At 45.1% G+C, this 20,968-nt stretch carries 18 protein-coding genes and 1 riboswitch; of the genes, 9 read left to right on the top strand and 9 right to left on the bottom strand.

Annotated elements, in window-relative coordinates; all coding sequences use genetic code 11:
• Window positions 1-4: 4 nt before the first annotated feature.
• Complete coding sequence (locus QWZ05_RS01265) at window positions 5-970, bottom strand: sugar kinase (RefSeq protein ID WP_290296058.1); 966 nt, start codon at window positions 968-970, stop codon at window positions 5-7.
• 352 nt (window positions 971-1,322) lie between these two features.
• On the opposite strand from QWZ05_RS01265, the gene QWZ05_RS01260 reads away from it, so the two are divergent.
• The 5 genes from QWZ05_RS01260 to QWZ05_RS01240 all read left to right on the top strand — a co-directional run bounded on the left by QWZ05_RS01260 (window position 1,323) and on the right by QWZ05_RS01240 (window position 8,166).
• On the top strand, window positions 1,323-2,783 hold the full coding sequence (locus tag QWZ05_RS01260; protein WP_290296056.1) for a mannitol dehydrogenase family protein: 1,461 nt from the start codon (window positions 1,323-1,325) through the stop codon (window positions 2,781-2,783).
• Between the two features lie 22 nt (window positions 2,784-2,805).
• Complete coding sequence (locus QWZ05_RS01255) at window positions 2,806-3,822, top strand: zinc-binding alcohol dehydrogenase family protein (protein ID WP_290296054.1); 1,017 nt, start codon at window positions 2,806-2,808, stop codon at window positions 3,820-3,822.
• A gap of 18 nt (window positions 3,823-3,840) precedes the next feature.
• The gene (locus tag QWZ05_RS01250; RefSeq protein ID WP_290296053.1) at window positions 3,841-4,848 is read left to right on the top strand and encodes an Ldh family oxidoreductase; all 1,008 of its coding nucleotides are present in this window, start codon (window positions 3,841-3,843) and stop codon (window positions 4,846-4,848) included.
• 192 nt (window positions 4,849-5,040) lie between these two features.
• The gene (locus QWZ05_RS01245; RefSeq protein WP_264875687.1) at window positions 5,041-6,825 is read left to right on the top strand and encodes a methyl-accepting chemotaxis protein; all 1,785 of its coding nucleotides are present in this window, start codon (window positions 5,041-5,043) and stop codon (window positions 6,823-6,825) included.
• A gap of 141 nt (window positions 6,826-6,966) precedes the next feature.
• Window positions 6,967-8,166, top strand: coding sequence for an MFS transporter (locus tag QWZ05_RS01240; RefSeq protein WP_290296049.1), 1,200 nt, complete (start codon window positions 6,967-6,969; stop codon window positions 8,164-8,166).
• Window position 8,167: 1 nt separating this feature from the next.
• On the opposite strand, the gene QWZ05_RS01235 is transcribed toward QWZ05_RS01240, so the two are convergent.
• Complete coding sequence (locus tag QWZ05_RS01235) at window positions 8,168-8,644, bottom strand: P-loop nucleotide/nucleoside kinase family protein (RefSeq protein ID WP_264875689.1); 477 nt, start codon at window positions 8,642-8,644, stop codon at window positions 8,168-8,170.
• Window positions 8,645-8,953: 309 nt separating this feature from the next.
• Here QWZ05_RS01235 and QWZ05_RS01230 point away from each other — a divergent pair, with 309 nt between their 5' ends.
• From QWZ05_RS01230 to QWZ05_RS01220, 3 genes are all read left to right on the top strand, one after another.
• The gene (locus QWZ05_RS01230) at window positions 8,954-9,340 is read left to right on the top strand and encodes a hypothetical protein (protein WP_264875690.1); all 387 of its coding nucleotides are present in this window, start codon (window positions 8,954-8,956) and stop codon (window positions 9,338-9,340) included.
• 184 nt (window positions 9,341-9,524) lie between these two features.
• Window positions 9,525-9,667: riboswitch (FMN riboswitch) on the top strand.
• A gap of 99 nt (window positions 9,668-9,766) precedes the next feature.
• Complete coding sequence (gene ribB / locus QWZ05_RS01225; RefSeq protein WP_290297091.1) at window positions 9,767-10,423, top strand: 3,4-dihydroxy-2-butanone-4-phosphate synthase; 657 nt, start codon at window positions 9,767-9,769, stop codon at window positions 10,421-10,423.
• A gap of 107 nt (window positions 10,424-10,530) precedes the next feature.
• Window positions 10,531-10,977, top strand: coding sequence for a hypothetical protein (locus QWZ05_RS01220; protein WP_264875691.1), 447 nt, complete (start codon window positions 10,531-10,533; stop codon window positions 10,975-10,977).
• Window positions 10,978-11,040: 63 nt separating this feature from the next.
• On the opposite strand, the gene QWZ05_RS01215 is transcribed toward QWZ05_RS01220, so the two are convergent.
• The 4 genes from QWZ05_RS01215 to QWZ05_RS01200 form a co-directional block, all read right to left on the bottom strand.
• A complete protein-coding gene (locus QWZ05_RS01215; protein WP_264875692.1) occupies window positions 11,041-11,454 on the bottom strand; it encodes a VF530 family protein in 414 nt (137 codons plus the stop codon).
• Window positions 11,455-11,678: 224 nt separating this feature from the next.
• Window positions 11,679-12,149, bottom strand: a complete 471-nt coding sequence (locus QWZ05_RS01210; protein ID WP_290296047.1) for a NanQ anomerase/TabA/YiaL family protein — start codon at window positions 12,147-12,149, stop codon at window positions 11,679-11,681.
• 31 nt (window positions 12,150-12,180) lie between these two features.
• Window positions 12,181-13,452, bottom strand: coding sequence for an oligosaccharide MFS transporter (locus QWZ05_RS01205; RefSeq protein ID WP_264875694.1), 1,272 nt, complete (start codon window positions 13,450-13,452; stop codon window positions 12,181-12,183).
• Window positions 13,453-13,699: 247 nt separating this feature from the next.
• Window positions 13,700-14,437, bottom strand: coding sequence for an FCD domain-containing protein (locus QWZ05_RS01200; RefSeq protein WP_290296044.1), 738 nt, complete (start codon window positions 14,435-14,437; stop codon window positions 13,700-13,702).
• Between the two features lie 318 nt (window positions 14,438-14,755).
• On the opposite strand from QWZ05_RS01200, the gene QWZ05_RS01195 reads away from it, so the two are divergent.
• On the top strand, window positions 14,756-16,990 hold the full coding sequence (locus QWZ05_RS01195; RefSeq protein ID WP_290296042.1) for a beta-galactosidase: 2,235 nt from the start codon (window positions 14,756-14,758) through the stop codon (window positions 16,988-16,990).
• A 282-nt stretch (window positions 16,991-17,272) separates the two neighbouring features.
• On the opposite strand, the gene galK is transcribed toward QWZ05_RS01195, so the two are convergent.
• The 3 genes from galK to galE form a co-directional block, all read right to left on the bottom strand.
• Window positions 17,273-18,427 (bottom strand): galactokinase, encoded by a 1,155-nt coding sequence (gene galK / locus QWZ05_RS01190; RefSeq protein ID WP_264875697.1) that lies wholly within the window; start codon window positions 18,425-18,427, stop codon window positions 17,273-17,275.
• A gap of 71 nt (window positions 18,428-18,498) precedes the next feature.
• On the bottom strand, window positions 18,499-19,551 hold the full coding sequence (locus QWZ05_RS01185; protein ID WP_264875698.1) for a UDP-glucose--hexose-1-phosphate uridylyltransferase: 1,053 nt from the start codon (window positions 19,549-19,551) through the stop codon (window positions 18,499-18,501).
• Window positions 19,552-19,585: 34 nt separating this feature from the next.
• Complete coding sequence (gene galE / locus QWZ05_RS01180) at window positions 19,586-20,596, bottom strand: UDP-glucose 4-epimerase GalE (protein WP_264875699.1); 1,011 nt, start codon at window positions 20,594-20,596, stop codon at window positions 19,586-19,588.
• Between the last annotated feature and the right edge of the window lie 372 nt (window positions 20,597-20,968).

The following is a 20,968-nucleotide window of genomic DNA, read 5'->3' as shown; positions in this document are numbered from 1 at the left end:
TTCCCTATTTTGATTCATTAATTCTCGCGAGCACTTGCTCAAATGTCGGTAGAGGAGCAACGGCGCCATAACCTGTGATCGTGATAGAAGCGGTTGCATTCGCATAGGCAAGACACTGCTCTAGCGACTCTCCATTGACATAGTGCGTACAGAAAGAGCCCGCAAAGGAATCGCCCGCAGCGGTTGCATCAACAGGTGTCACTTTGTGGGGACGAATGAAATGACGAATGTGCTCATTGGCAACAGTTGCACCGTCACCTCCTTGTTTAAGCACAACCACTTTTGCGCCCGATTTTAGATAAAAATCGATAATGTCGTCTGCGTGCTCCAGCCCTGTGACTAGGCGAGCTTCATCGACACTAGGGAAACACACATCTACCAGTGAAGCCGTTTCATTAATAATCGCGCGTGCACGTTGCAGTGACCAAAGCTTCAAGCGCAGGTTAGTGTCATAAGAGACTTGAGTGCCGTTTTGTTTCGCCGTTTCAATTGCAGCGAACACTGAGTCACAACTTGAATCACTGATCGCCTGTGTAATCGCAGTCACATGGAGCAACTTGGCATTAGCAATCGCTTGGATTGGCAAATCTTGTGGGGTAATTAAGCTTGCAGCAGAATTCTTGCGCAAAAAAGAAAAGTGGTGGCCATCATCATCGTGAGTAATGAAATACACACCGGTTGCTTTATTGGTTAACGTGCGTACAGCAGAGCTACTCACCCCTTGCTGCTCCCACAGCTCAATAAAACGTTTACCAAACTCATCGTCGCCAAGCTGTGTCAACATCCCAACTGATGCACCCTGCCTTGCCGCAGCGATAGCGAAATTAGAGGCATCACCACCAAAACCACTTAAAAAGTCAGCTTGACCAGATCCTGCCTGACCAACTTGGCTAAACTCAAACATTGGCTCACCAAAGCTCAAAATATCGCTATAACCCACCACTGAGTCTTGCTTTATATCCACACTCATTATCACTTGACCTCATACTTGAAACTCAATTTGCTTGCTGAAAGCCCTTCCAGCAAAGGAACATCACCGATATTAAGTGAGCCATCAACTTTGGTCAACCAATCATACATTTGATTTACCAACCAAGATCACAATTCTTATTTTAACCCATATAAGGACAAAGTTCATTTCAAAACAACTGAATAACTGTCGCCAATAACGTTATGCAAGTCACAAAAATAACCACAAAGCCCCCTTTGGTTGACCAATATGGGAAAGTTGGTATATTCTTCGTGACATTGGTCACTGAAATTGCTTCTCCGGCACAGTATAAATAACGCATTGGTTAATCAATTAACTTCAAAGGTTGAACATGAACGGTTTAGATATTGAGAAAGCGAGATACACGACGATAACTACGTATGCTCGTGAAGAACTAGAAACAAACATTGTGCATATTGGTTTCGGTGCTTTTCACCGCGGACATCAAGCTGTTTATAACGACTTAACAAATGACATCACAGGCTCACGTTGGGGTATCTGTGAAATTAACATGTTTGGACCTTCTACACTGATCGACGATTTACAAGCGCAAAATGGTCTATTTACTGTGGTTGAAAAGTCTGCAACTGAAACAGAAACACGTTTAGTACGCACAGTTACAGAACAAATCCATACACCGGATACAGGCATCAATGCAGCAATCAACAAACTGATTGAGCCCCAAGTTAAGATCGTTTCTTTAACTATTACTGAGAAGGGCTACTGTGTAGACCCACAATCACGTGTTCTTGATACCGCAAATCCTTTGATTGCTCATGACCTTGAGAATCCAACACAACCACAATCTGCTATTGGCTTAATCACTGAGGCACTCAAGCAACGTAAAGCGCTAGGTTTGCCTGCATTTAGTGTGATGTCTTGTGACAATATTCCAGAGAATGGCCACTTAACACGTGATGCCGTACTTCACTTTGCAGAGCTCTGCAGCCCAGATTTAAGTGCATGGATCGAAGACAACGCGTCTTTCCCAAGCACGATGGTTGACCGCATCGTTCCTGCAATGACTGCTGATCAGTTCGACGTTATTAAACAAGAAACTGGGTATCGCGACCCATGTGGTGTGGTGTGTGAAGACTTCCGCCAATGGGTTGTTGAGGACAACTTTGTGGCTGGTCGACCCGACTGGGACGCTGCTGGAGCGATGCTAGTAGAAGACGTGCTGCCTTATGAAGAAATGAAACTACGTATGCTCAACGGCAGCCACTCATTCCTAGCTTATAACGGTACTTTGGCAGGTTACGAATACATCTATCAGTGCATGCAAGATGAAGAGTTACGTCAAGTAACACTGACTCTCATGAAAGAAGAGCAAGCGAAGTCCCTCAGCCCGAGCCTAAGCGTCGATTTAGAACAATATGCCGAACTGCTTGTTGCTCGCTTTAGTAACCAAAACATCAAACATAAAACTGGCCAAATTGCGATGGACGGTTCGCAAAAACTGCCACAACGTGCGGTGGATCCTTTCCTAACGTTGCATGACCGCGGAATCGCAACACGCTGCTTGCCTGTTCTTATCGCTGGTTGGATGCACTATGTCATCAACAACATTAAATCCGGTGAAGCACTGGTCGATCCATTAGCAGAGCAGTTTGCAGACATCGTTTCTTCTACAGAAGACAAATCACTCGTCGCTGAAACTCTTCTCAAGATTGAAAAGGTTTTCGGTGACAACGCTGAACAGCACAAGCTGTTCAAACAACAAATTCTAAGCGCCTTCGAACGCATCGAAGAAAATGGCATCAAAGCGATGTTCGCTGAGCTTACTCACTAATTTAAAAATTTAAGGCATTAACATGAAAACGCTAATTTGTAATGAGCCACACTCTATCGAGTACGTTGAGCGTGATATTCCAGAAATTCAAGACAATGAAGTACTACTAAAAATCAATGCTGTTGGTATTTGTGGCACTGATATTCATGCCTACGCAGGCCGTCAACCTTTCTTCTCATACCCTCGCGTGTTAGGCCACGAAATTTGTGGTACCGCTGAAAAAGTTGGGGTAGCGTGTAAGAACGTGGCAACAGGCGAACGCTTCTCCGTGATCCCATGTATTCCCTGTGGCACTTGTGCAGCATGTGAAGAAGGCAAAACTAACTGTTGTGAAAACGTATCACTGTACGGTGTTCACCAAGATGGCGGTTTCTCTGAGTTCCTAGCCGTTTATGAAGATAACCTCGTTAAGCTTCCTGAAAATGTATCGGCATCCGAAGGTTCATTGGTTGAGTGTTTTGCGATCAGTGCTCACGCTGTGCGCCGCGCTGAAGTGCGTCAAGGTAATAACGTTCTTGTCGTTGGCTCTGGCCCAATCGGTCTTGCAGCAGCGGCAATTGCAAAAGCTGAAGGCGCAACGGTTGCGGTAGCAGACGTAGATGCGGGTCGCCGTGAGCACGTTGAAGTTAATCTTGGTGTTCCAGCACTTAACCCTCTTGAAGACAACTACGAAGCGGCGCTTAAAGACGCATTTAATGGTCGCCTGCCATGCACGGTTCTCGATGCAACTGGCAATAAAGGCTCAATGAGCCGTAGCGTAGAGCTTATTCGCCATGGCGGGAAGATCGTCTTTATCGGTCTCTACATTGGTGATTTAGTGCTAGATGATCCAACGTTCCATAAAAAGGAAACAACATTGCTGAGCAGCCGCAATGCAACTCGTCAAGACTTCGAGAAAGTTATCGAACTTATGGCTGCTGGAAAAATTTCTCAAGACATCATGAAAAACAAAGACTACGACTTCCAAACGTTCGGTGAGCGCTACAAAGAAGATGTAGTAGAGAACCGCGATTTAGTGAAAGGCGTTATCAACTTTTAAGGGACTAAGGAAGATATTATGACGACTGTACGTGTTAATGAAGGACAACTCCGCGAACTAGCCCTCAATAAGCTGACTGCTGCTGGGTTGGATGCTGCAACGGCACAAGAAGTGACTGACGTGTTGGTACATGCTGACAAAACTGGAGTTCACTCTCATGGTGTAATGCGCGTAGAACATTACTGCACTCGCCTAGCAGCGGGTGGTTTGAATAAAGAGGCGAAATTCAGCATTGAGCAAGTGTCGCCATCGGTAGCGATATTAGATTCAGACGATGGCATGGGTCACTCAGCACTCATCGCAGCGACTGAACACGGTATTGAAATGGCTGCTGAAACAGGGCTTGGGTTTGTGAGTGTGAAAAACACGTCACACTGTGGCGCACTTTCATACTTCATGGAACAAGCAACATCACAAGGCATGATTGCGATTGCAATGACTCAAACCGATACGTGTGTTGCGCCTCATGGCGGTGCCGAGCGTTTCTTGGGCACTAACCCTATTGCCTTCGGTTTCCCGGTAGAAGGCGCTCATCCAATGATCGTCGATATGGCCACCAGCGCGACTGCATTTGGTAAGCTATTACATGCCAAAGAGACGGGGCAAGAAATCGGTAAAGGTCTTGCCATCGATAAAGAAGGTAACGAAACAACCAACCCTCACGAAGTTGAAAACCTTCTACCATTTGGTGGACACAAAGGTTCAGGGATTGCACTAGCCATTGATGCCCTAACTGGTGTGTTGATGGGTGCAAACTTCGGTAACCACATCACTCGTATGTATGGCGAGTACGACAAAATGCGCAAACTGGCGAGCTTAGTGATCGTTATCGACCCAACTCGCTTAGGTACGCCACTGTTCTCTGCAACGATGGCTGTCATGATGCATGAGCTACGTGAAGTTCGCCCTGTACCTGGCGTTGATAAGGTAAGAGCACCAAACGATCCTCAAGTTGAATACAAAGCACAATGCGAAGAGCTCGGTATTCCAGTGGCACAAGGTGTGTATGACTACCTTGTCAGCTAATGATGCATTTAGATTTGGGTCCTCCTCTTTAACTAACCTCTCCATTGTTAGTTAACGTTTGGCTGCATGTCCGTCGATAGTCACGGGCTGCAGCCTTTTTTGTTTCTACAACCCTACATAAGTGCCAAACACAACATACTCCAATATGGCGCTGATTATTCGTTTAACGCGTGAAACTTCTAAGGAAAAGATATGAAACGCTTATCTTTCAAAACAACTATATTTACCGTTATTCTCACACTGTTGCTTGCCTCTATTACCGTCTCTTTCATGAGCTCTCGATACTTTATTCAAGATGAGTTTATTGAATCAGACACTCGAGCGGTTGAAACCCAAATTTCGCTGATAAGCCAACAACTAGAGAATCAATTTTCATCCTACATACAATTGGCAGATAGCATTCCCGTTAACCTTTCTAATGTCGCACAAGTACTAGAGTCTTCCGGTTTCCACCGCATCACAAAAGTGATGTATGGTTCAGTATTCAGCCCAGACCCGTCCGTTCCGTTTGTAGAGAACAATCCTCCAACCTTTTTGGAGTTAGACGCAAATCAAGAGGCGCGATACCGCCAAATCGCTAACCTTGCTGAGACAGGTGACTACATTGGTTCTATCGAGCACGTAGATGGTTTACCTATCATTGCCCTTGCCCACCCTTCGATAGACAGCAGCGGTGGCATCGATATCTTCGAAATTAACTTGCAACCATCACTAGATAATCTTTCTATGCTGAACCGCGAAGGCAGTTTCATTGAACTCATCGACAACAACGGCCAAACGCTGTTCACAAACAAAGACTCGTCAAACACTCATAGCATTACCCTTCCGATTCAATTCGATCAACAGCAATGGCAGGTGATCGGGCATGTTGACAATGATTACATTGATGCTCACACCTCAGCGCTCAACCAAAAGATCCTCTTGACCACATTGTTCGCAGCTATGCTCCTTGTCGCCATTGGCATGACAATCATTCACTTTGCCTACAAACCAATTGTAGAGTTAAGAACATTAGTTGGTGAGCTAGCCAATGGTGAAGGTGATTTAACCCAACAACTCATCGTTAAAAGCGATGACGATTTAGGCCATATCGCGAAAAGCATCAACACGTTCATTCGACAACTCAATACCATGCTTCGAGAGGTTCAAGGGCTTAGTGGCCACTCTACAACCGAAATCCATCAACTCCATACGCAAACAGTGTCAAACAAAGAGATGGTACAACAGCATAACGAGGAGATGGAACGAGCTGCAACGGCAGTGACAGAAATGAGTGCAACAGCAGAGCAAGTCTCACAAAGTGCCTCCCGCTCTGCACAACTTACTCAGCAAGCCATTGCTCATGCACAACAAAGCGACAGTGTCGTCCACTCTGCGGTAGCAAGCGTAGACGCGCTCAATCAAGAGTTTGAAGTGATGTCGAGCTCAATTAGCTCGATGGTTTCGGACGTAGAACAAATTCATTCTGTACTGGGTGTGATTGGCGGAATTGCCGAGCAAACTAACTTACTTGCGCTCAATGCTGCAATTGAAGCTGCGCGTGCTGGCGAACAAGGCCGCGGCTTTGCTGTTGTCGCTGATGAAGTACGCGCTTTAGCGGCAAGAACTCAAGACAGTACTAGCCAGATCAATGAGATGTTGAACTCCTTGCATTCCAGTAGCGAAACGGTCGTCACTTCACTGAATGACACTCAACAGCGTTGCAGAGAAACTTCGGCGTCAACAACGCAGATAACACAATCTCTCAATGAGGTGATCAACGCCATCAATGCCATTGGTGAAACCAGTGAACAGATCGCTCAAGCCGCCGCCGAACAAACTAAAGTCAGCAGTGAGATTGATTCTAATATGACTTCGATGAATCATATGGTTCACACCTTGGAAGTGAACACTAAGCATGCAACTGATAACATGGAGCAGCTCTCAACAACCAATCAATCGCTAACAAACCTCGTGTCACGATTTAAGTTGAGCTGACCATCGAATCTGTTACAGCCTCAACACCAACGGGCAACGTGTTTGTACCTGCCCGTTTTTTGCCACCTTACCTCATATTGTCTTACGATATTCTTAGTGAATTTGATATACTAAACCCCTAATTTTGCTCTGGTAATTTTAATGACACTCTCAAAGCGAGCCAATCTCTTCGCCCTACTGGGTATTTTATTTCTTGCTCTCAACCTAAGAGGGCCTTTCACAAGCCTTGCTCCGGTTCTGGGTCAAGTGATGGAGGGCTTGTCACTATCCGCTTCGGCTGCGGGATTCCTTACCGCATTACCATTGCTCTCTTTCGCGATATTTTCCCCAATGGCAGCAAGCCTTTCACGTCGTCTGGGTTTATACCGGAGCTTATCTTTAGCGCTGTTCCTTATCGCCGGGGGTATCATCCTGCGCTCGATTGGAGTGGAAGTGCTGCTTTATGTGGGGACGGTGCTCATTGGTGCAGGGATCGCTACAGGTAATGTCTTGTTGCCTGTTGTTGTGAAAATTGCCTTCCCTGCCAGAATTTCTATCGTCACATCGTTGTATATTTTTACCATGGGAATTGGCTCAACTCTCAGCTCAAGCATCATGGTGCCGTTATCTAGCCTCAATATTACTCACTTTTCAGGCTGGCAACTTGCCTTGCTGTTTAACTTAGTCTTACCTATCGCCGCTTTAGTTATTTGGCTGCCGAAAGTGCTTAAAGATAAACGTAGCGCGTCTACGAGTGTCAAAGACAGCCCCCCGACATCGATGAAAACACTACTCACCTGCCCTATTGCTTGGCAAGTGACTCTGGGTATTGGTTTCAACTCGTTTACGTTTTATGCGTTTGCAGGTTGGCTACCAAAAATGCTCAGTGACTTGAACTTTAGTGAAGTGGATGCGGGCTATATCTATGGTTTTCTTCAATTTTCGACCATGATACCAGGGTTATTACTGCTGCCTATTTTGTCAAAATCAAACAATCAAAGAGCCATCATTACCGTCTGTGCGGGTTCGGTGTTTGTTGCCTTGCTAGGATTAATTGCGTTACCTGACTTCGCAATCTTTTGGGTAGGACTGTTTGGTTTAGCCAACTGCTCGACCTTTATTATTGCCTTATCATTCGTCGGTTTACGTACCACCAACCCCGGACAAGCCGCGGCTTTATCGGGGCTATCTCAGAGCATTGGCTATGCCCTTGCGGCAACAGGACCAACGTTAATTGGTTATCTCTATACCGCCACCGCTGGCTGGACTGTTCCGCTGTTGTTAATCGCTATGGTTGCAGCATTTTGCGTCATGTTCTGTAACCTTGCTGCGCGTGACAATAAGGTGCTTCAAGGAAGGTAATCTACATATTTTCTAATCGAGTGCACTCTTCATCACTGGCTGGGGCTTCGAACCAAGACCAAAATAGCTCCAGCATTTCCGGCGTCATCTCATAAGATTGCTCGCCACGAATTTCATTGCGGGCAAAGGCTCTTGACTGACAAGTAGCAAAGTCGACATCGAGATAAATCATTTCAAAATCAATACCTCTCTGCTTCGCCCAATCTCTCGCTTTATCGCGCTCTGGGCGATTCCAATACCCATAATCAAACACAACGGGAATACCTAACTCTAAAAGCCTTTCTGCGCAGCGGTCGAATAGCTCCGTAAGCGCAGACATTCGAGCGTCAAACACTTCACGCTCCATGTGTTCACCAAATAACGGAATCATCCATTCATCTGGAGTAAAACAAAAAGCGCCAAGGTCGCGTGTCAGTTTTGCAGCATAGGTGGATTTACCAGAACCAATAAAACCACAGATAAAATAGACTTTAGTCATTAAGGTTTCACTCTCAAAGGTTAGATAAGTAGGCAAATAGATTCAGATTACCAAACACATTTTGTCTTGTCGTTTATGCACTTACATCACTGACCATAATTGTGACTAGCAACCGCATACAGGCATGTCATATGAATTTAACAAACTGTTTCATATCAAAGAAAGGGGGATAAAGTCACATTAATGGCTTACATTTTCCACAATACCCTTCTAACCTAATTTGAAAAGAAATGCATAAAACGCACACGAATAACGGCTAGGCATAACCAAAAGAGCACATGGGGTGCTTTTCACCTGATGAGGACCGATATGAACACGTTGAATGCTGAACTTTCACCTTTAAATCTGTTGCTTGATGACATTTTCTCCACTAACTTTCTCGACCCTATCGATGAACGCCAAAGAGAGCAGCAAATTCATCGTATTCTCGGAGACATAGACAGTCAGTTAATCCACCTAAACACCATTCGTCATGATCTCAAAGCCCATAACGGCCCGAACCAATTCCATCGTTCTATTCTCAGAGCAAGTAACAAACGCACTCGACTCTGCTTGGAATCATTACGCGTGCAGTTCGAGTTGTTAACCCAACGGTCTATGAACTTTGATGATACCTATACCGACAACGTTATGACCCTGCGCCACCGAGTTGGTCAATTGCGGGTTGCCTTGTGTGCGATAACACGAAATGAGTAACGCTACGGCAACTTAAAGTCTCATAATCACTATTTGAGTGCTCACGAAGTGCTCACGGAGTGTTCACGGAGTGTTCACGGAGTGTTCGCTCTATTGCTTTCCAAGCCTTGAGCGTTAGAATGCAGAGGCGTTTACCAAGAGGTAGGCGCCTTTTAGGTTTAGATTAAAGCAATTTGAACATAATTTTTATTCTCAGGGCGGGGCGAAATTCCCCACCGGCGGTAAATCTAATTATAGATGAGCCCGCGAGCGCTCGATTCGTCGAGGTCAGCAGATCTGGTGTAAACCCAGAGCCGACGGTCATAGTCCGGATGAGAGAGAATGAATACACGTGGCAGCCATTGGCTGACACGCTTTTCGTTTAACTGGCGTTTATTGTCAGTACTCATACATGCCCTGATTCTGGTATTAGTTTTGGAGTACACCATGAATCAGTCATCACTACTTGCCGAGTTTGGCAACCCAATCACCCGTGTAAATAACGCACTGACAGCACTAAGAGAAGGCCGTGGCGTTCTTCTTCTTGATGATGAAGATCGCGAGAATGAAGGCGATATCATCTATTCTGTCGAACACCTCACCAATCAACAAATGGCGCTGATGATCCGAGAGTGTAGCGGCATTGTTTGCCTATGCCTGCCAGAAGAGCAAGCCGACAAACTTGAACTGACCCCAATGGTAAGCAACAACAACAGTGCTAACCAAACGGCTTTCACGATTTCAATTGAAGCAAAAGTCGGCGTGACAACCGGTGTTTCGGCCCAAGATCGTGTCACAACAATTAAAACCGCTGCAAACCCTGACGCAGTCGCTTCTGATCTAGCCCGTCCTGGCCATGTATTCCCATTACGCGCACGCAAAGGCGGTGTATTAACTCGCCGTGGGCATACTGAGGGTACCATCGACTTGATGCGCATGGCTGGCCTGCAACCTGCCGGCGTTTTATGTGAACTGACTAACCCTGATGGCACAATGAGTAAAACGCCCGAGATCATCGCTTTCGGTAAACTGCATAACATGCCTGTACTCACCATAGAAGATATGGTGCTGTATCTCGAAGAGCATGCGCTGAAACTCGCATAACCTTCTGTAAACCACGGACTGCCGGCACACTCTGTGCTGGCAGTAACTCGCACTACCCTCTCAATTCCGTTAAAATACGCCCTTTCAAATTCAACCACGTTGATACCATGTTAAATAAAGAGCGACTTCGCGAGAAACTCCTGGGCCTTTTATACACTCAGCGCCAAAACGCTTTAGATGCTGCTGATACTGCACACGATCTTGCAACACACGAACAGAGTGTCGCAGAGACACAATATGACACTGTAGGGCTTGAAGCGGCTTACCTTGCTCATGGGCAATCACAGCGTGTGGCTGATTTTGACGTGACCATCAACCGTTTAAAAGCATTACCCCTTCAAGACTTTAACCAAGATGATGAGATTAAGTTAGGCGCGATAGTCTCTCTATCTGGCGGCATGACTTGTTGGTTCTTACCGGTGTGTGGAGGGTATAAACTTGAAGAAGATAAGATCGTCGTTATCACGCCTCAATCTCCGCTTGGTCAGATGCTCGATGGTGCTGAAATAGAAGAAATACTGCAGGATGGGCGAGAGGTTACTGATATCTGCTGATAATAAAAAACGAGCTCACCAGCTCGTTTTTTAATCTTCAAGTCAATCTATATAGACAAATTGCTATCGACGAGGGCCTCGACCGCGTGATTGACGGTCTTTAAATGCTGAGGCTGCCTTAGCCTGTGATTTCAAAATCGAATCGACCGTCAGTTCCATAGGCTCTTTAGGTTTTAAACCGTGTGGAAACGTACGAGCGCGTGGAGGCAGGTTGTACTCATCTTCAGATGCGCGCGGCATACGTTTGAAGCGATAAAGGTAAAAGTTCTCGACCTTCTCTCTCGCCCACTCGGTTTTTTTAAGATATTTGACGCTACTCGCAACCGATGGATTGGTGTGAAAACAGTTAAAGCGCAGTGCTGCATCCAGAATGTCCCAGCCATAATAGTCCACCAAATCTTGTAACAACGTCTCTAACTTTAAGCCGTGTAGTGGATTATTTTGCTGTAATTCAATTCGTTCTTCATCTGTCATCATAACGAGATCCTAATATGAGGTTGGCGGCGAATGTTAAGCTGAGCGCTATACAAATCGCTATTACAATATAGCAGTGTTACACACTATACCGTGATTGCTTTATAAGGCGCGCGATTCTATCAGAGTTGCCCCTAATACCCTATGCGTTGTTGGCACTTCTAGTCATAAAAGCAAAAATCTCCCGCATTTAGCGAGAGATTTCATCGTTATGGCTGCTTTGGACATTATACCAGCAAGGTACGAGGGATCTTAACGATAGCTTTGCTAACCTCGGCAGGCTGTTCAACCGCACAAAGTGGCCTGTGAACTTGATTCGGGTAGAACACAGCAAAATCCCCTGAGTTTAAGCAAACAAACTGCTCTTTTGCTACTTCATCCATGAACGCCACATCATTCTCAAGTTGCTCTAACGCTAGCAATTCATCAGGCAACTCGTAAGAGTAACCCAGTTTTTCAGTACCATGCGTAACAATCTGCACATCAATATAGTCTTTATGGAACTCTGCTTTGCGTGCAGAAGTTAGTTCTGTCTCCGCTGTGGCGAGTACTACGAATGCCCCTGGTTGAGACAAGTCATACTTCCCATCTTGTTTTGTTTCATCTTGAGCAACGACCCAAGCTTCTTGAATCAATTTTTTCATCATTGGATGGATATATCCAACCAACAATAGTTTCTCTACATTGCCAAATAACACGATAATAGTCCCTATGTTTTCCAATATTCAGTTAGGCGGTTGCTGGTTCCAGCTCTGGCTCTCTGTTGGTCGACTTCTTAGAGCTTAACGTCACCATCGCAATCAGTGTTGACGCCGCAGCAAATAAGCCAAAGTAGATATAGCTCCATGCGAAACCATGACTGTCATACATGGTGCCCATAACCGGGGCAGCAATTGCCGTCATGAGGTTGTTCACGGTTTGGAACCCAAACATGTAGGTAAACGAGTTCACTTTCTTATCAAACTGTTCCGCAATGTAGGCAAACACAGAGACAATCAGAAGTGGATTAACAATGCCGAATAACAGTTTTGCGACAACTGCCATATAAAGGTTCTTCTCTTCACCAAGGCCAGCAAAGCCGATTAACAACATAAAGCTTGTGATACCGGCGGCAGTAAGAATCAAGCTCCCTTTTGCACCAATTCGACGGATGATAAATGGGACACTTGCACTAAACGCGAACAAGAATACCGCTGTAATACCATCCATGTTTGAGCTAAACGTGATCCCCTCTTCTTGAGTTGGGAAGAAGGTAATGAAATAACGGGTAAACTGACTCATTGATGTCCAGAACACCACTGAGATGGTCGCAGCATAGGTCATAAACGCCCAGAACTTGGGGTTTTTGAACAGTTTCATCACATCAACTTTTGTAATCTTCTGTGCTGACACTACATCATTGTCGACATTGTCTAGGTGCTTAACGCGAAGCAGCATAACGCAAAGCAACATCAAGACGGCCGAAACACTACAAGCAACAAAGATTAAGTCAGGGTCAATGTTATACAAATAGCCAGCGAGGATAGCCGATAGACCCCAAGCTGCGATACCAAAGCCATTCACTAACCCAAAGTCATTGTCGTGACAACGTGCAAAACGATCACTGTAAGAGGCGATAACACCACTTCCTGCTTGGAACAGCATACCTAAATAGAGAGAGCCCGCGATAATACCGAAGACAAAAGTGGCGTCATTCGCGAGTAACGGTCCATACACATAAATGTAAAATGGCCCAATTAAGATACTAAGCAAAGAGATAAAAATAACGAGATGCTTTTTTAACCCTAGTTTATCTAGGATGTAGCCAAAGCCCGGCTTAAAGAGCACAGCAATGCCTGTTTGTAGACCAAATAGCACACCGATTTGTGAGCCATCAATACCAACCTTATCGTTGAGCCAGACAGAAAACAGTGATCCAGAACTGAGAGACCAAAAGAAATTGTAGAAAAAATACATTAAGCAAACTTTGCCCATCGCAATGCGATTAGAGTCGGTTTTCATGCTTACTCACCACTTACACTTAAAAAATTAAAAATGATTGGTCGACCAATAACCGTAACAACAGCGCAAATGCTACACCACGGTTAACCAATTTAAAGTGATTGAGATTGCAGATTTCCGAGTTTACGTTTGTATTTATGTGACTTGCGTATCACAAACTAATGAAAAATGAGTATTGATAAAGCGGATAAAGTAAAGGCTCCGTGGTCACGGAGCCTGAATAGCATGACAAAAGTGACTTAGATTTCTAGAAATAGTCATCGAGATCGGCCTCAATATTGTCTGAGCTGGCAATTTTAAGCAGTTCCTGTTTACTGTTTTCAATGTGGTCCCAAACAGCTTGCTTGGCTTCTTCTGGATTACGTTTTTGCAGCGCCATGAAGATTTTCTTATGGTCTTCAAGCCAAGTGGTTTTTAACGCAATCTCGTGCAAATACTTGTCATTAAGCGCTTTCCACAATGGATTTTGGGTACGCACACTGCGCCACATTTCACTTGCTTGGTTGATTAAAACACGGTTTTGCGTTGATTCTGCAATTAAAGTATGGAACTGACGGTCAAGCTCTTCAAAGCGTTCACTGTCTCCATCAAGCTCTTTTTCTTGCTCTTGAAGTACGCGTTTTAGATCTCTTAACTCATTGATTTTTATTTGAGTAGCAGCAAAACCCGCGATATTACTTTCTATTATTTGACGCGCTTGCAGCAATTCGAACGGACCAACATCATTGTGTGGGACAATAGTGCGAGACGTAATTTTCTCTGGTGAATCAATAAAGTAGATTCCAGCTCCTTGACGAACGACCACCAAGCCCTTGAGTTCAAGCATTATGATTGCTTCACGAATGGTGGCACGGCTGGTTTCAAATCGTTCACTCAATTCACGTTCAGAAGGCAACCTCTCCCCTGCCTTAAAAACGCCTGAATAGAGTAGTTCCTCGATTTGTAGGCCGATATCGTAGTAACGACGCTTTGTTGTTTTTTGCATACTTCAGTACCCTAACCTTGTTGCCAGACCTGCGGTCTACTAGGCGCTCTTTATTCGTTAATTGGTTTTATTGTATCAGTGTACCAATAGTGCGCAAAGCACGGTAGATCGCATTTTTACTAACTATTTGTACGACAAGCAAAGTGCCACACAGAAACCGCGCCGCTAAAATCAGCATGAATCTCTGAAAACGTCTCGAAAACAGACAAATTGTGGGAGTCCGATCAATAATTGGTAGTACCAAAATCAAAATTGGTTAACAAAAAGCTTTTTTGGTTTTACAGTAAATCAAATTTTGTTTTATCTGAGAGTATAAGAATGATACCAACTATTCACGATGTGGTGAAACATTCAGAGCACGATCGCTCCGTCGCTTTGTTCGATTTCTCCACTAACACACCACCATCAACATTTCGCTTCAACAATATTGATGCTTCGATGACAGAAGACAGCAGGCTAAGGATCCACTGCCATAGCGCAAAGAATATGTACACGTCAGTGTTTATCGAGCCGACACAAGGTGAAAAATGGGACTGGAGCCAAATGCCTGAATTTTGTTTTGCATTTGACGCTCACAACCTGAGATCTCGCTCTACACAAGTGTTTATCAATATCTTTGATTCCAAGGGACAGATGCACAGCCGCTGTGTCAACGTAACCGGAGAAACCGAAAATAGTTATCTGGTGGAACTTAAGGGAGAATATTTAAAAGGCAACACCAACTATTTCTCTGGCTTCCGCTCAAATCCAGCCCCTTGGGGCAGTCCATTCGTCTACGCAACTTGGATGTGGGGTTTGATGAACATCGACCTCTCTGACATCGTGCAAATTGAACTCAGTATTCATGGCACTCTAATCGACCATGAACTGGAGTTGTCGAACTTCCGTTTGATGCTTAGTCCCGAAATAAATCCGCACTACCTGTCTAACATAATTGACCGTTACGGCCAAAATGCTGGTTTTGAGTACCCTGAAAAGGTACACACTGATCAAGAGCTCGCTGACTTTACAACCAAAGAGCTGCAGCAACTAAAAGAAGGGGCGATGCCTGATCGCTCTCGATTTGGTGGTTATAAAGAAGGTAAGCGTTACGAAGTGACTGGTTTTTATCGTACCGAGAAAATCGATGGGAAATGGTCGCTGGTTGATCCTGACGGCTACCCTTACTTCGCGACAGGCATTGACATCATTCGCCTAGCTAACTCATACACACAAACTGGTGTCGACTATGACCACAGTAAAGTCGAGCAGCGCTCTCCAGATGATCTCACTCCGGAAGACTCGATTGAAAAGTTTGAAGTATCTATGGAAGCGAAACAAACGGCATTCGTGGGCAGCGATGTGCGCCGTAATTGTTTCCAGTGGCTACCCACATATGAAGAAGAGCTTGGTGAACACTATGCTTACATGCGCGAAAACTTTGAAGGTGCGCTAGACCAAGGTGAAACTTTTAGCTTCTATGCTGCAAACCTTCAACGCAAGTATGGCAAAGATTATATGCAACAATGGCGTGAGGTCACGATGGACCGTATGCTCAACTGGGGCTTCACCTCTCTCGGCAACTGGACCGCGCCAGAGTTCTATTCCAATGAGAAAGTCCCGTTCTTTGCCAATGGTTGGATCATCGGCAACTTTAAAACCGTCAGTAGCGGCGATGACTTCTGGTCTCCACTGCCTGACCCATTTGACTCAGTATTCAAAGAACGTGCAGAAGCGACGGTCAAACAAGTTCGCGCAGAAATCAATGATACCCCATGGTGTGTCGGTATCTTTATCGACAATGAAAAAAGCTGGGGGCGAATGGGCACCATCGAAGGTCAACACGGTATCGCGATTCATACCCTTAGCCGTGATGCACAAGAGTCGCCAACCAAAGCCGAGTTTATGAAAGTGCTAACAGAGAAATACGGCGATATTGCAGTACTTAATGCTCGTTGGGGAACCAATATCGCTTCTTGGGAAGCACTAAGTCAAGGTGTAAAAGGGCTTGCTCACAATGAGGCTCAATTGGAAGACTACGGTATCTTGCTAGAAGCTTACGCCTCGCAGTACTTCAAAGTGGTTCGTGAAGCACTCAAAGCACAACTGCCTAATCACCTATATTTAGGCTGCCGATTTGCAGACTGGGGCATGACACCAGACGTCGTGCGCGCAGCTGCAAAATACTGTGACGTCATCAGTTACAACTACTACAAAGAAGGTTTACATCCTCAGCCATGGAGCTTTTTATCCGAGGTGGACATGCCCAGTATCATCGGTGAGTTCCACATCGGTTCGAAAGACACCGGCCTATATCACCCAGGCCTGGTAACAGCAGGCAATCAACAAGAGCGCGGTGAAATGTATGAAGCCTACATGCACTCTGTTATTGATAACCCTTATTTTGTAGGGGCTCACTGGTTCCAATATATAGACTCACCGATCACTGGTCGCTCCTACGATGGTGAAAACTACAATGTTGGTTTTGTCTCTATCGCAGATACACCTTATGAACCGATGGTTGAAGCGGCTAAACGCTTGCACAGCTCTATGTACAAGCGTCGATACCAATAGTTTCAAACTTGCAGAATCAGAGCCCGCATCACGCGGGCTCTTTAAACTCAACATCCAACCCTCACCGAGATTAGCTCGCCAGGTTCCTCAACACCTGTAGCGAATGAGCACCGGTCATTGCGCTGTATCGATTAAGTGAACATTTGCTAAATAATCAATACCGCTTTGTTTTCCCATCACTCGCGCAATAAACCTCAACATAAAACAAAAAGCCCACTCTCAATACTTCATGAGAATGGGCTTACATTAAAACCACCTTATCAACCAATATACAGGGCGATATTACGCAATCAAACCTGCGCCATCTTTCGCCTGACAAACATAAATGTCTTCTTTCAGGCCTGTTTGCGCTTGATATTCACGCTCTACCGTTGCTTTAACATCACTCACTAGCGCTGGTGGAACCAGTGCGACGATGCAGCCGCCAAAACCGCCGCCTGTCATACGTACGCCGCCTTGCTCGCCGATGACAGCCTTAACGATGTCCACCAGAGTATCAATTTCTGGCACCGTGATTTCAAAATCATCACGCATAGAGGCGTGTGATTCCGCCATCAATTCACCCATGCGTTTCATGTCGTGATTACGTAAAGCTTCTGCTGCTTCAAGTGTACGATCATTCTCAGTGATAACGTGGCGCGCTCTTTTGGCTACCATTGGCTCTAGCTCTGCTTCGCGCTCTTTGAACTGTGCAAAAGTAACATCGCGCAATGCTTCTACACCGAAGATACGTGCCGCTTCTTCACACTGTTCACGACGTGTGTTGTATTCGCTGTCAACCAAACCACGCTTCTTATTTGAGTTGATGATCACGACAGACATATCTTCCGGCATTGAAACGGCTTCTGTCTTTAGGTAGCGACAATCGAGTAGCAATGCATGGTTCTTACGTCCTTCTGCAGAGATCATTTGGTCCATGATTCCGCAATTACAGCCTACAAACTCATTTTCTGCCTGCTGGCCGTTCAGCGCAATTTCCGCTTGTGTAATATCGAGATTGAACAGCTCTTTAATTGTCTGTCCAATAACAACTTCTAGCGCCGCTGAAGAACTTAGACCTGCACCCTGTGGAACATTACCACTTACAGATAAATCAAAGCCACCAAACTCAAAATTGCTTTCTTTTAGACACTTAACTACACCACGGATGTAGTTCGCCCACATCTTGTCTTGTTGAAATTCGATCTCTTTGGTCAAATCAAATTCATCTGTCGCGTCGTTGTAATCAACTGAGACCAAACGCACTAGGTTGTCATCTCGTTTAGCGGCAGCTACTACCGTTTGATAGTTAATCGCACAAGGTAAAACAAAACCATCGTTGTAGTCCGTGTGCTCACCAATTAGGTTTACACGACCCGGCGCTTGAATAAAGTGTGTCGGCGCGTAACCTAATACCGACTCGAAAGAGGCTTTCACTTTTTGGACTAATTCAGACATTTTCTCGTCCCCAATAAACTCGTATTAAAAAAATGGGTAAGTAGCCTTGCTACTGCAAGGCTAGAAATTCGTTATTGTTCTTTGTAATGAACATCGCTTAAGTCACGCAGACGCTGCGCCGCTTGCTCGGCAGTAAGATCACGCTGCGATTCAGCTAACATCTCGTAACCCACCATAAACTTACGAACTGAAGCGCTACGCAATAGCGGTGGGTAAAAGAGTGCATGAAGCTGCCAATGATCGATGTCCGTGCCCTCTTCAAAGAAAGGTGCGTAGTGCCATCCCATAGAATAAGGGAATGAACACTGGAACAAGTTGTCATAACGGCTCGTTAGCTTCTTGATTGCAACAGCTAAGTCATCACGCTGCTCATCGGTTAATTCACTCATACGGCGAATGTGGGTTTTCGGCAACAACATGGTTTCAAACGGCCATGCTGCCCAGTATGGAACCACCGCAACCCAATGCTCAGTCTCAACTACAATGCGCGAGCCATCTTTAATTTCAGCTTGTACGTAATCCACCAGCAGGTTGGTTCCGTTTTCTTCGAAGTACGCTTTAAGGTGTTTCTCTTTACGCTCAATCTCATTGGGTAAGAAGCTGTTCGCCCAGATTTGGCCATGCGGGTGAGGCTGCGAACACCCCATTGTTTCGCCCTTGTTCTCAAATGCCTGAACCCAAACGTACTCTTTACCTAACTCTTCGATCTGCTCGTCCCACGTATCGATGACTCCACGAATCTTATCGACAGGCAGTTCTGGAAGTGTTTTGCTATGATCAGGAGAAAAACAGATCACTCGACTTAAACCACGTACACCTTGTGTTTTGAACAGCGGGTTATCTGACTCAGGCGCATCGGGAGAATCCGTCATCAACGCAGCAAAGTCATTTTTAAACACGTAAGTGCCTTGGTAATCCGGGTTCACATCACCAGAGATACGCTCATTGGTTGGGCATAAGAAACACTTACCATCGTAACTTGGCAACTGCTCTGTTGATGGTTTCTCGTCTTGACCACTCCAAGGACGCTTTGCGCGGTGCGGAGAGACTAAAATCCATTGACCCGTAAGCGGGTTATAACGACGGTGTGGGTGATCCACTGGGTTAAATTCTGTGTTTGCCATTGCTCTTTCTCTAAATCTTTAAATGTAAATCTTATTAGTAACCTTGTGGATTTTTCGACTGCCAGTTCCAAGTATCCTGCGTCATTGCCGCGATTGTGCGAGTGGCTTTCCAACCCAATACACGCTCGGCTTTGTCCGTACTTGCCCAGCACTCTGCAATATCACCCGGACGACGTGGACAAATCTCGTATGCCACATCATGACCACACGCTTCACTAAACGCGCCAACCATTTCTAATACGCTTGAGCCTTTACCTGTTCCTAAGTTGAAAATGTGTAAACCACTCTTTTCACCCACTGATTTCAGAGCAGCAATATGGCCATCGGCCAGATCCATGACATGAATGTAGTCACGCACACCCGTACCATCTGGTGTAGGGTAATCGTTACCAAAAACAGCCAGTTTTTCGCGGCGACCAACGGCAACTTGCGCAATAAATGGCATTAGGTTGTTTGGGATACCTTGAGGGTCTTCCCCCATTGTCCCCGAAGGATGTGCGCCAACTGGGTTAAAGTAACGTAATAGTGTAATGCTCCAATCGTCTTCAGCATTAAACAAGTCAGACAAACACTGCTCTACCATGTATTTACTGCGACCATATGGGTTTGTTGTCGCACCCGTTGGTGAGTCTTCCGTGATTGGCACAATCTCTGGGTCACCGTAAACCGTTGCCGAAGAGCTAAATACAATGCTCTTCACACCCGCTTTGCGCATGCAACGTGCTAACACTAAAGAACCGTTCACATTGTTATCGTAGTACTCAAGCGGCTTTGCTACCGATTCTCCAACCGCTTTTAATCCAGCGAAATGAATCACTGCACCAATATCATGTTGTTGGAAAACACCGTCTAAAAATGCCTCATCACGAATATCACCTTCAAAGAAGGTTGGTCGTTTACCTGTTAAGGCTTCAATGCGATTTAATACTTCTGATTTTGCATTGCATAGGTTATCAACAATGATCGGCTCCATGCCGGCTTCAATCATTTGGACACAAGTGTGGCTGCCGATGTAGCCCATACCGCCTGTTACTAATACGTTCATGTTAGTCTCCCAATTCATTGATTATGATTCTAGCCAACAATTAGAGATCGGTTTGTGATTCTCCTCACGTTAGTGGAAACGTTTACACTAAATTCCAAATTTAAGTCTTTTTATCAATCTGACGTCAATAAATCTTATGAGAAGAATGAGTATTGATCGGAGTCAAACCGAATGCACAGAAAGAGATAAGAGTCTAACTTACTGACATTAATATAAATTAATGTAAGAAAATGTTACATTGTCATCGAATCAAACAACACGATTCATATAATCATTCTTACAATAAAATACGAATACATCACCTTGCTTTAATACCACAGGTATATATCACTATTGGAGAGGCGACAAAGGTAGTTAATAGTTGTGGGCAAA

The organism is Vibrio agarivorans (genome assembly GCF_030409635.1).
Taxonomy (GTDB): domain Bacteria; phylum Pseudomonadota; class Gammaproteobacteria; order Enterobacterales; family Vibrionaceae; genus Vibrio; species Vibrio agarivorans.
This window is presented reverse-complemented; position numbering and strand designations above follow the sequence as displayed.

Coding starts and splice junctions, on each gene's coding strand:
- QWZ05_RS01220 (WP_264875691.1), top strand. CDS start 10,531: ATGTTAAATAAAGAGCGACTTCGCGAGAAACTCCTGGGCCTTTTATAC.
- QWZ05_RS01265 (WP_290296058.1), bottom strand. CDS start 970: ATGAGTGTGGATATAAAGCAAGACTCAGTGGTGGGTTATAGCGATATT.
- QWZ05_RS01260 (WP_290296056.1), top strand. CDS start 1,323: ATGAACGGTTTAGATATTGAGAAAGCGAGATACACGACGATAACTACG.
- QWZ05_RS01250 (WP_290296053.1), top strand. CDS start 3,841: ATGACGACTGTACGTGTTAATGAAGGACAACTCCGCGAACTAGCCCTC.
- QWZ05_RS01195 (WP_290296042.1), top strand. CDS start 14,756: ATGATACCAACTATTCACGATGTGGTGAAACATTCAGAGCACGATCGC.
- QWZ05_RS01235 (WP_264875689.1), bottom strand. CDS start 8,644: ATGACTAAAGTCTATTTTATCTGTGGTTTTATTGGTTCTGGTAAATCC.
- QWZ05_RS01245 (WP_264875687.1), top strand. CDS start 5,041: ATGAAACGCTTATCTTTCAAAACAACTATATTTACCGTTATTCTCACA.
- galE (WP_264875699.1), bottom strand. CDS start 20,596: ATGAACGTATTAGTAACAGGCGGTATGGGCTACATCGGCAGCCACACT.
- QWZ05_RS01185 (WP_264875698.1), bottom strand. CDS start 19,551: ATGGCAAACACAGAATTTAACCCAGTGGATCACCCACACCGTCGTTAT.
- ribB (WP_290297091.1), top strand. CDS start 9,767: ATGAATCAGTCATCACTACTTGCCGAGTTTGGCAACCCAATCACCCGT.
- galK (WP_264875697.1), bottom strand. CDS start 18,427: ATGTCTGAATTAGTCCAAAAAGTGAAAGCCTCTTTCGAGTCGGTATTA.
- QWZ05_RS01200 (WP_290296044.1), bottom strand. CDS start 14,437: ATGCAAAAAACAACAAAGCGTCGTTACTACGATATCGGCCTACAAATC.
- QWZ05_RS01215 (WP_264875692.1), bottom strand. CDS start 11,454: ATGATGACAGATGAAGAACGAATTGAATTACAGCAAAATAATCCACTA.
- QWZ05_RS01205 (WP_264875694.1), bottom strand. CDS start 13,452: ATGAAAACCGACTCTAATCGCATTGCGATGGGCAAAGTTTGCTTAATG.
- QWZ05_RS01240 (WP_290296049.1), top strand. CDS start 6,967: ATGACACTCTCAAAGCGAGCCAATCTCTTCGCCCTACTGGGTATTTTA.
- QWZ05_RS01230 (WP_264875690.1), top strand. CDS start 8,954: ATGAACACGTTGAATGCTGAACTTTCACCTTTAAATCTGTTGCTTGAT.
- QWZ05_RS01255 (WP_290296054.1), top strand. CDS start 2,806: ATGAAAACGCTAATTTGTAATGAGCCACACTCTATCGAGTACGTTGAG.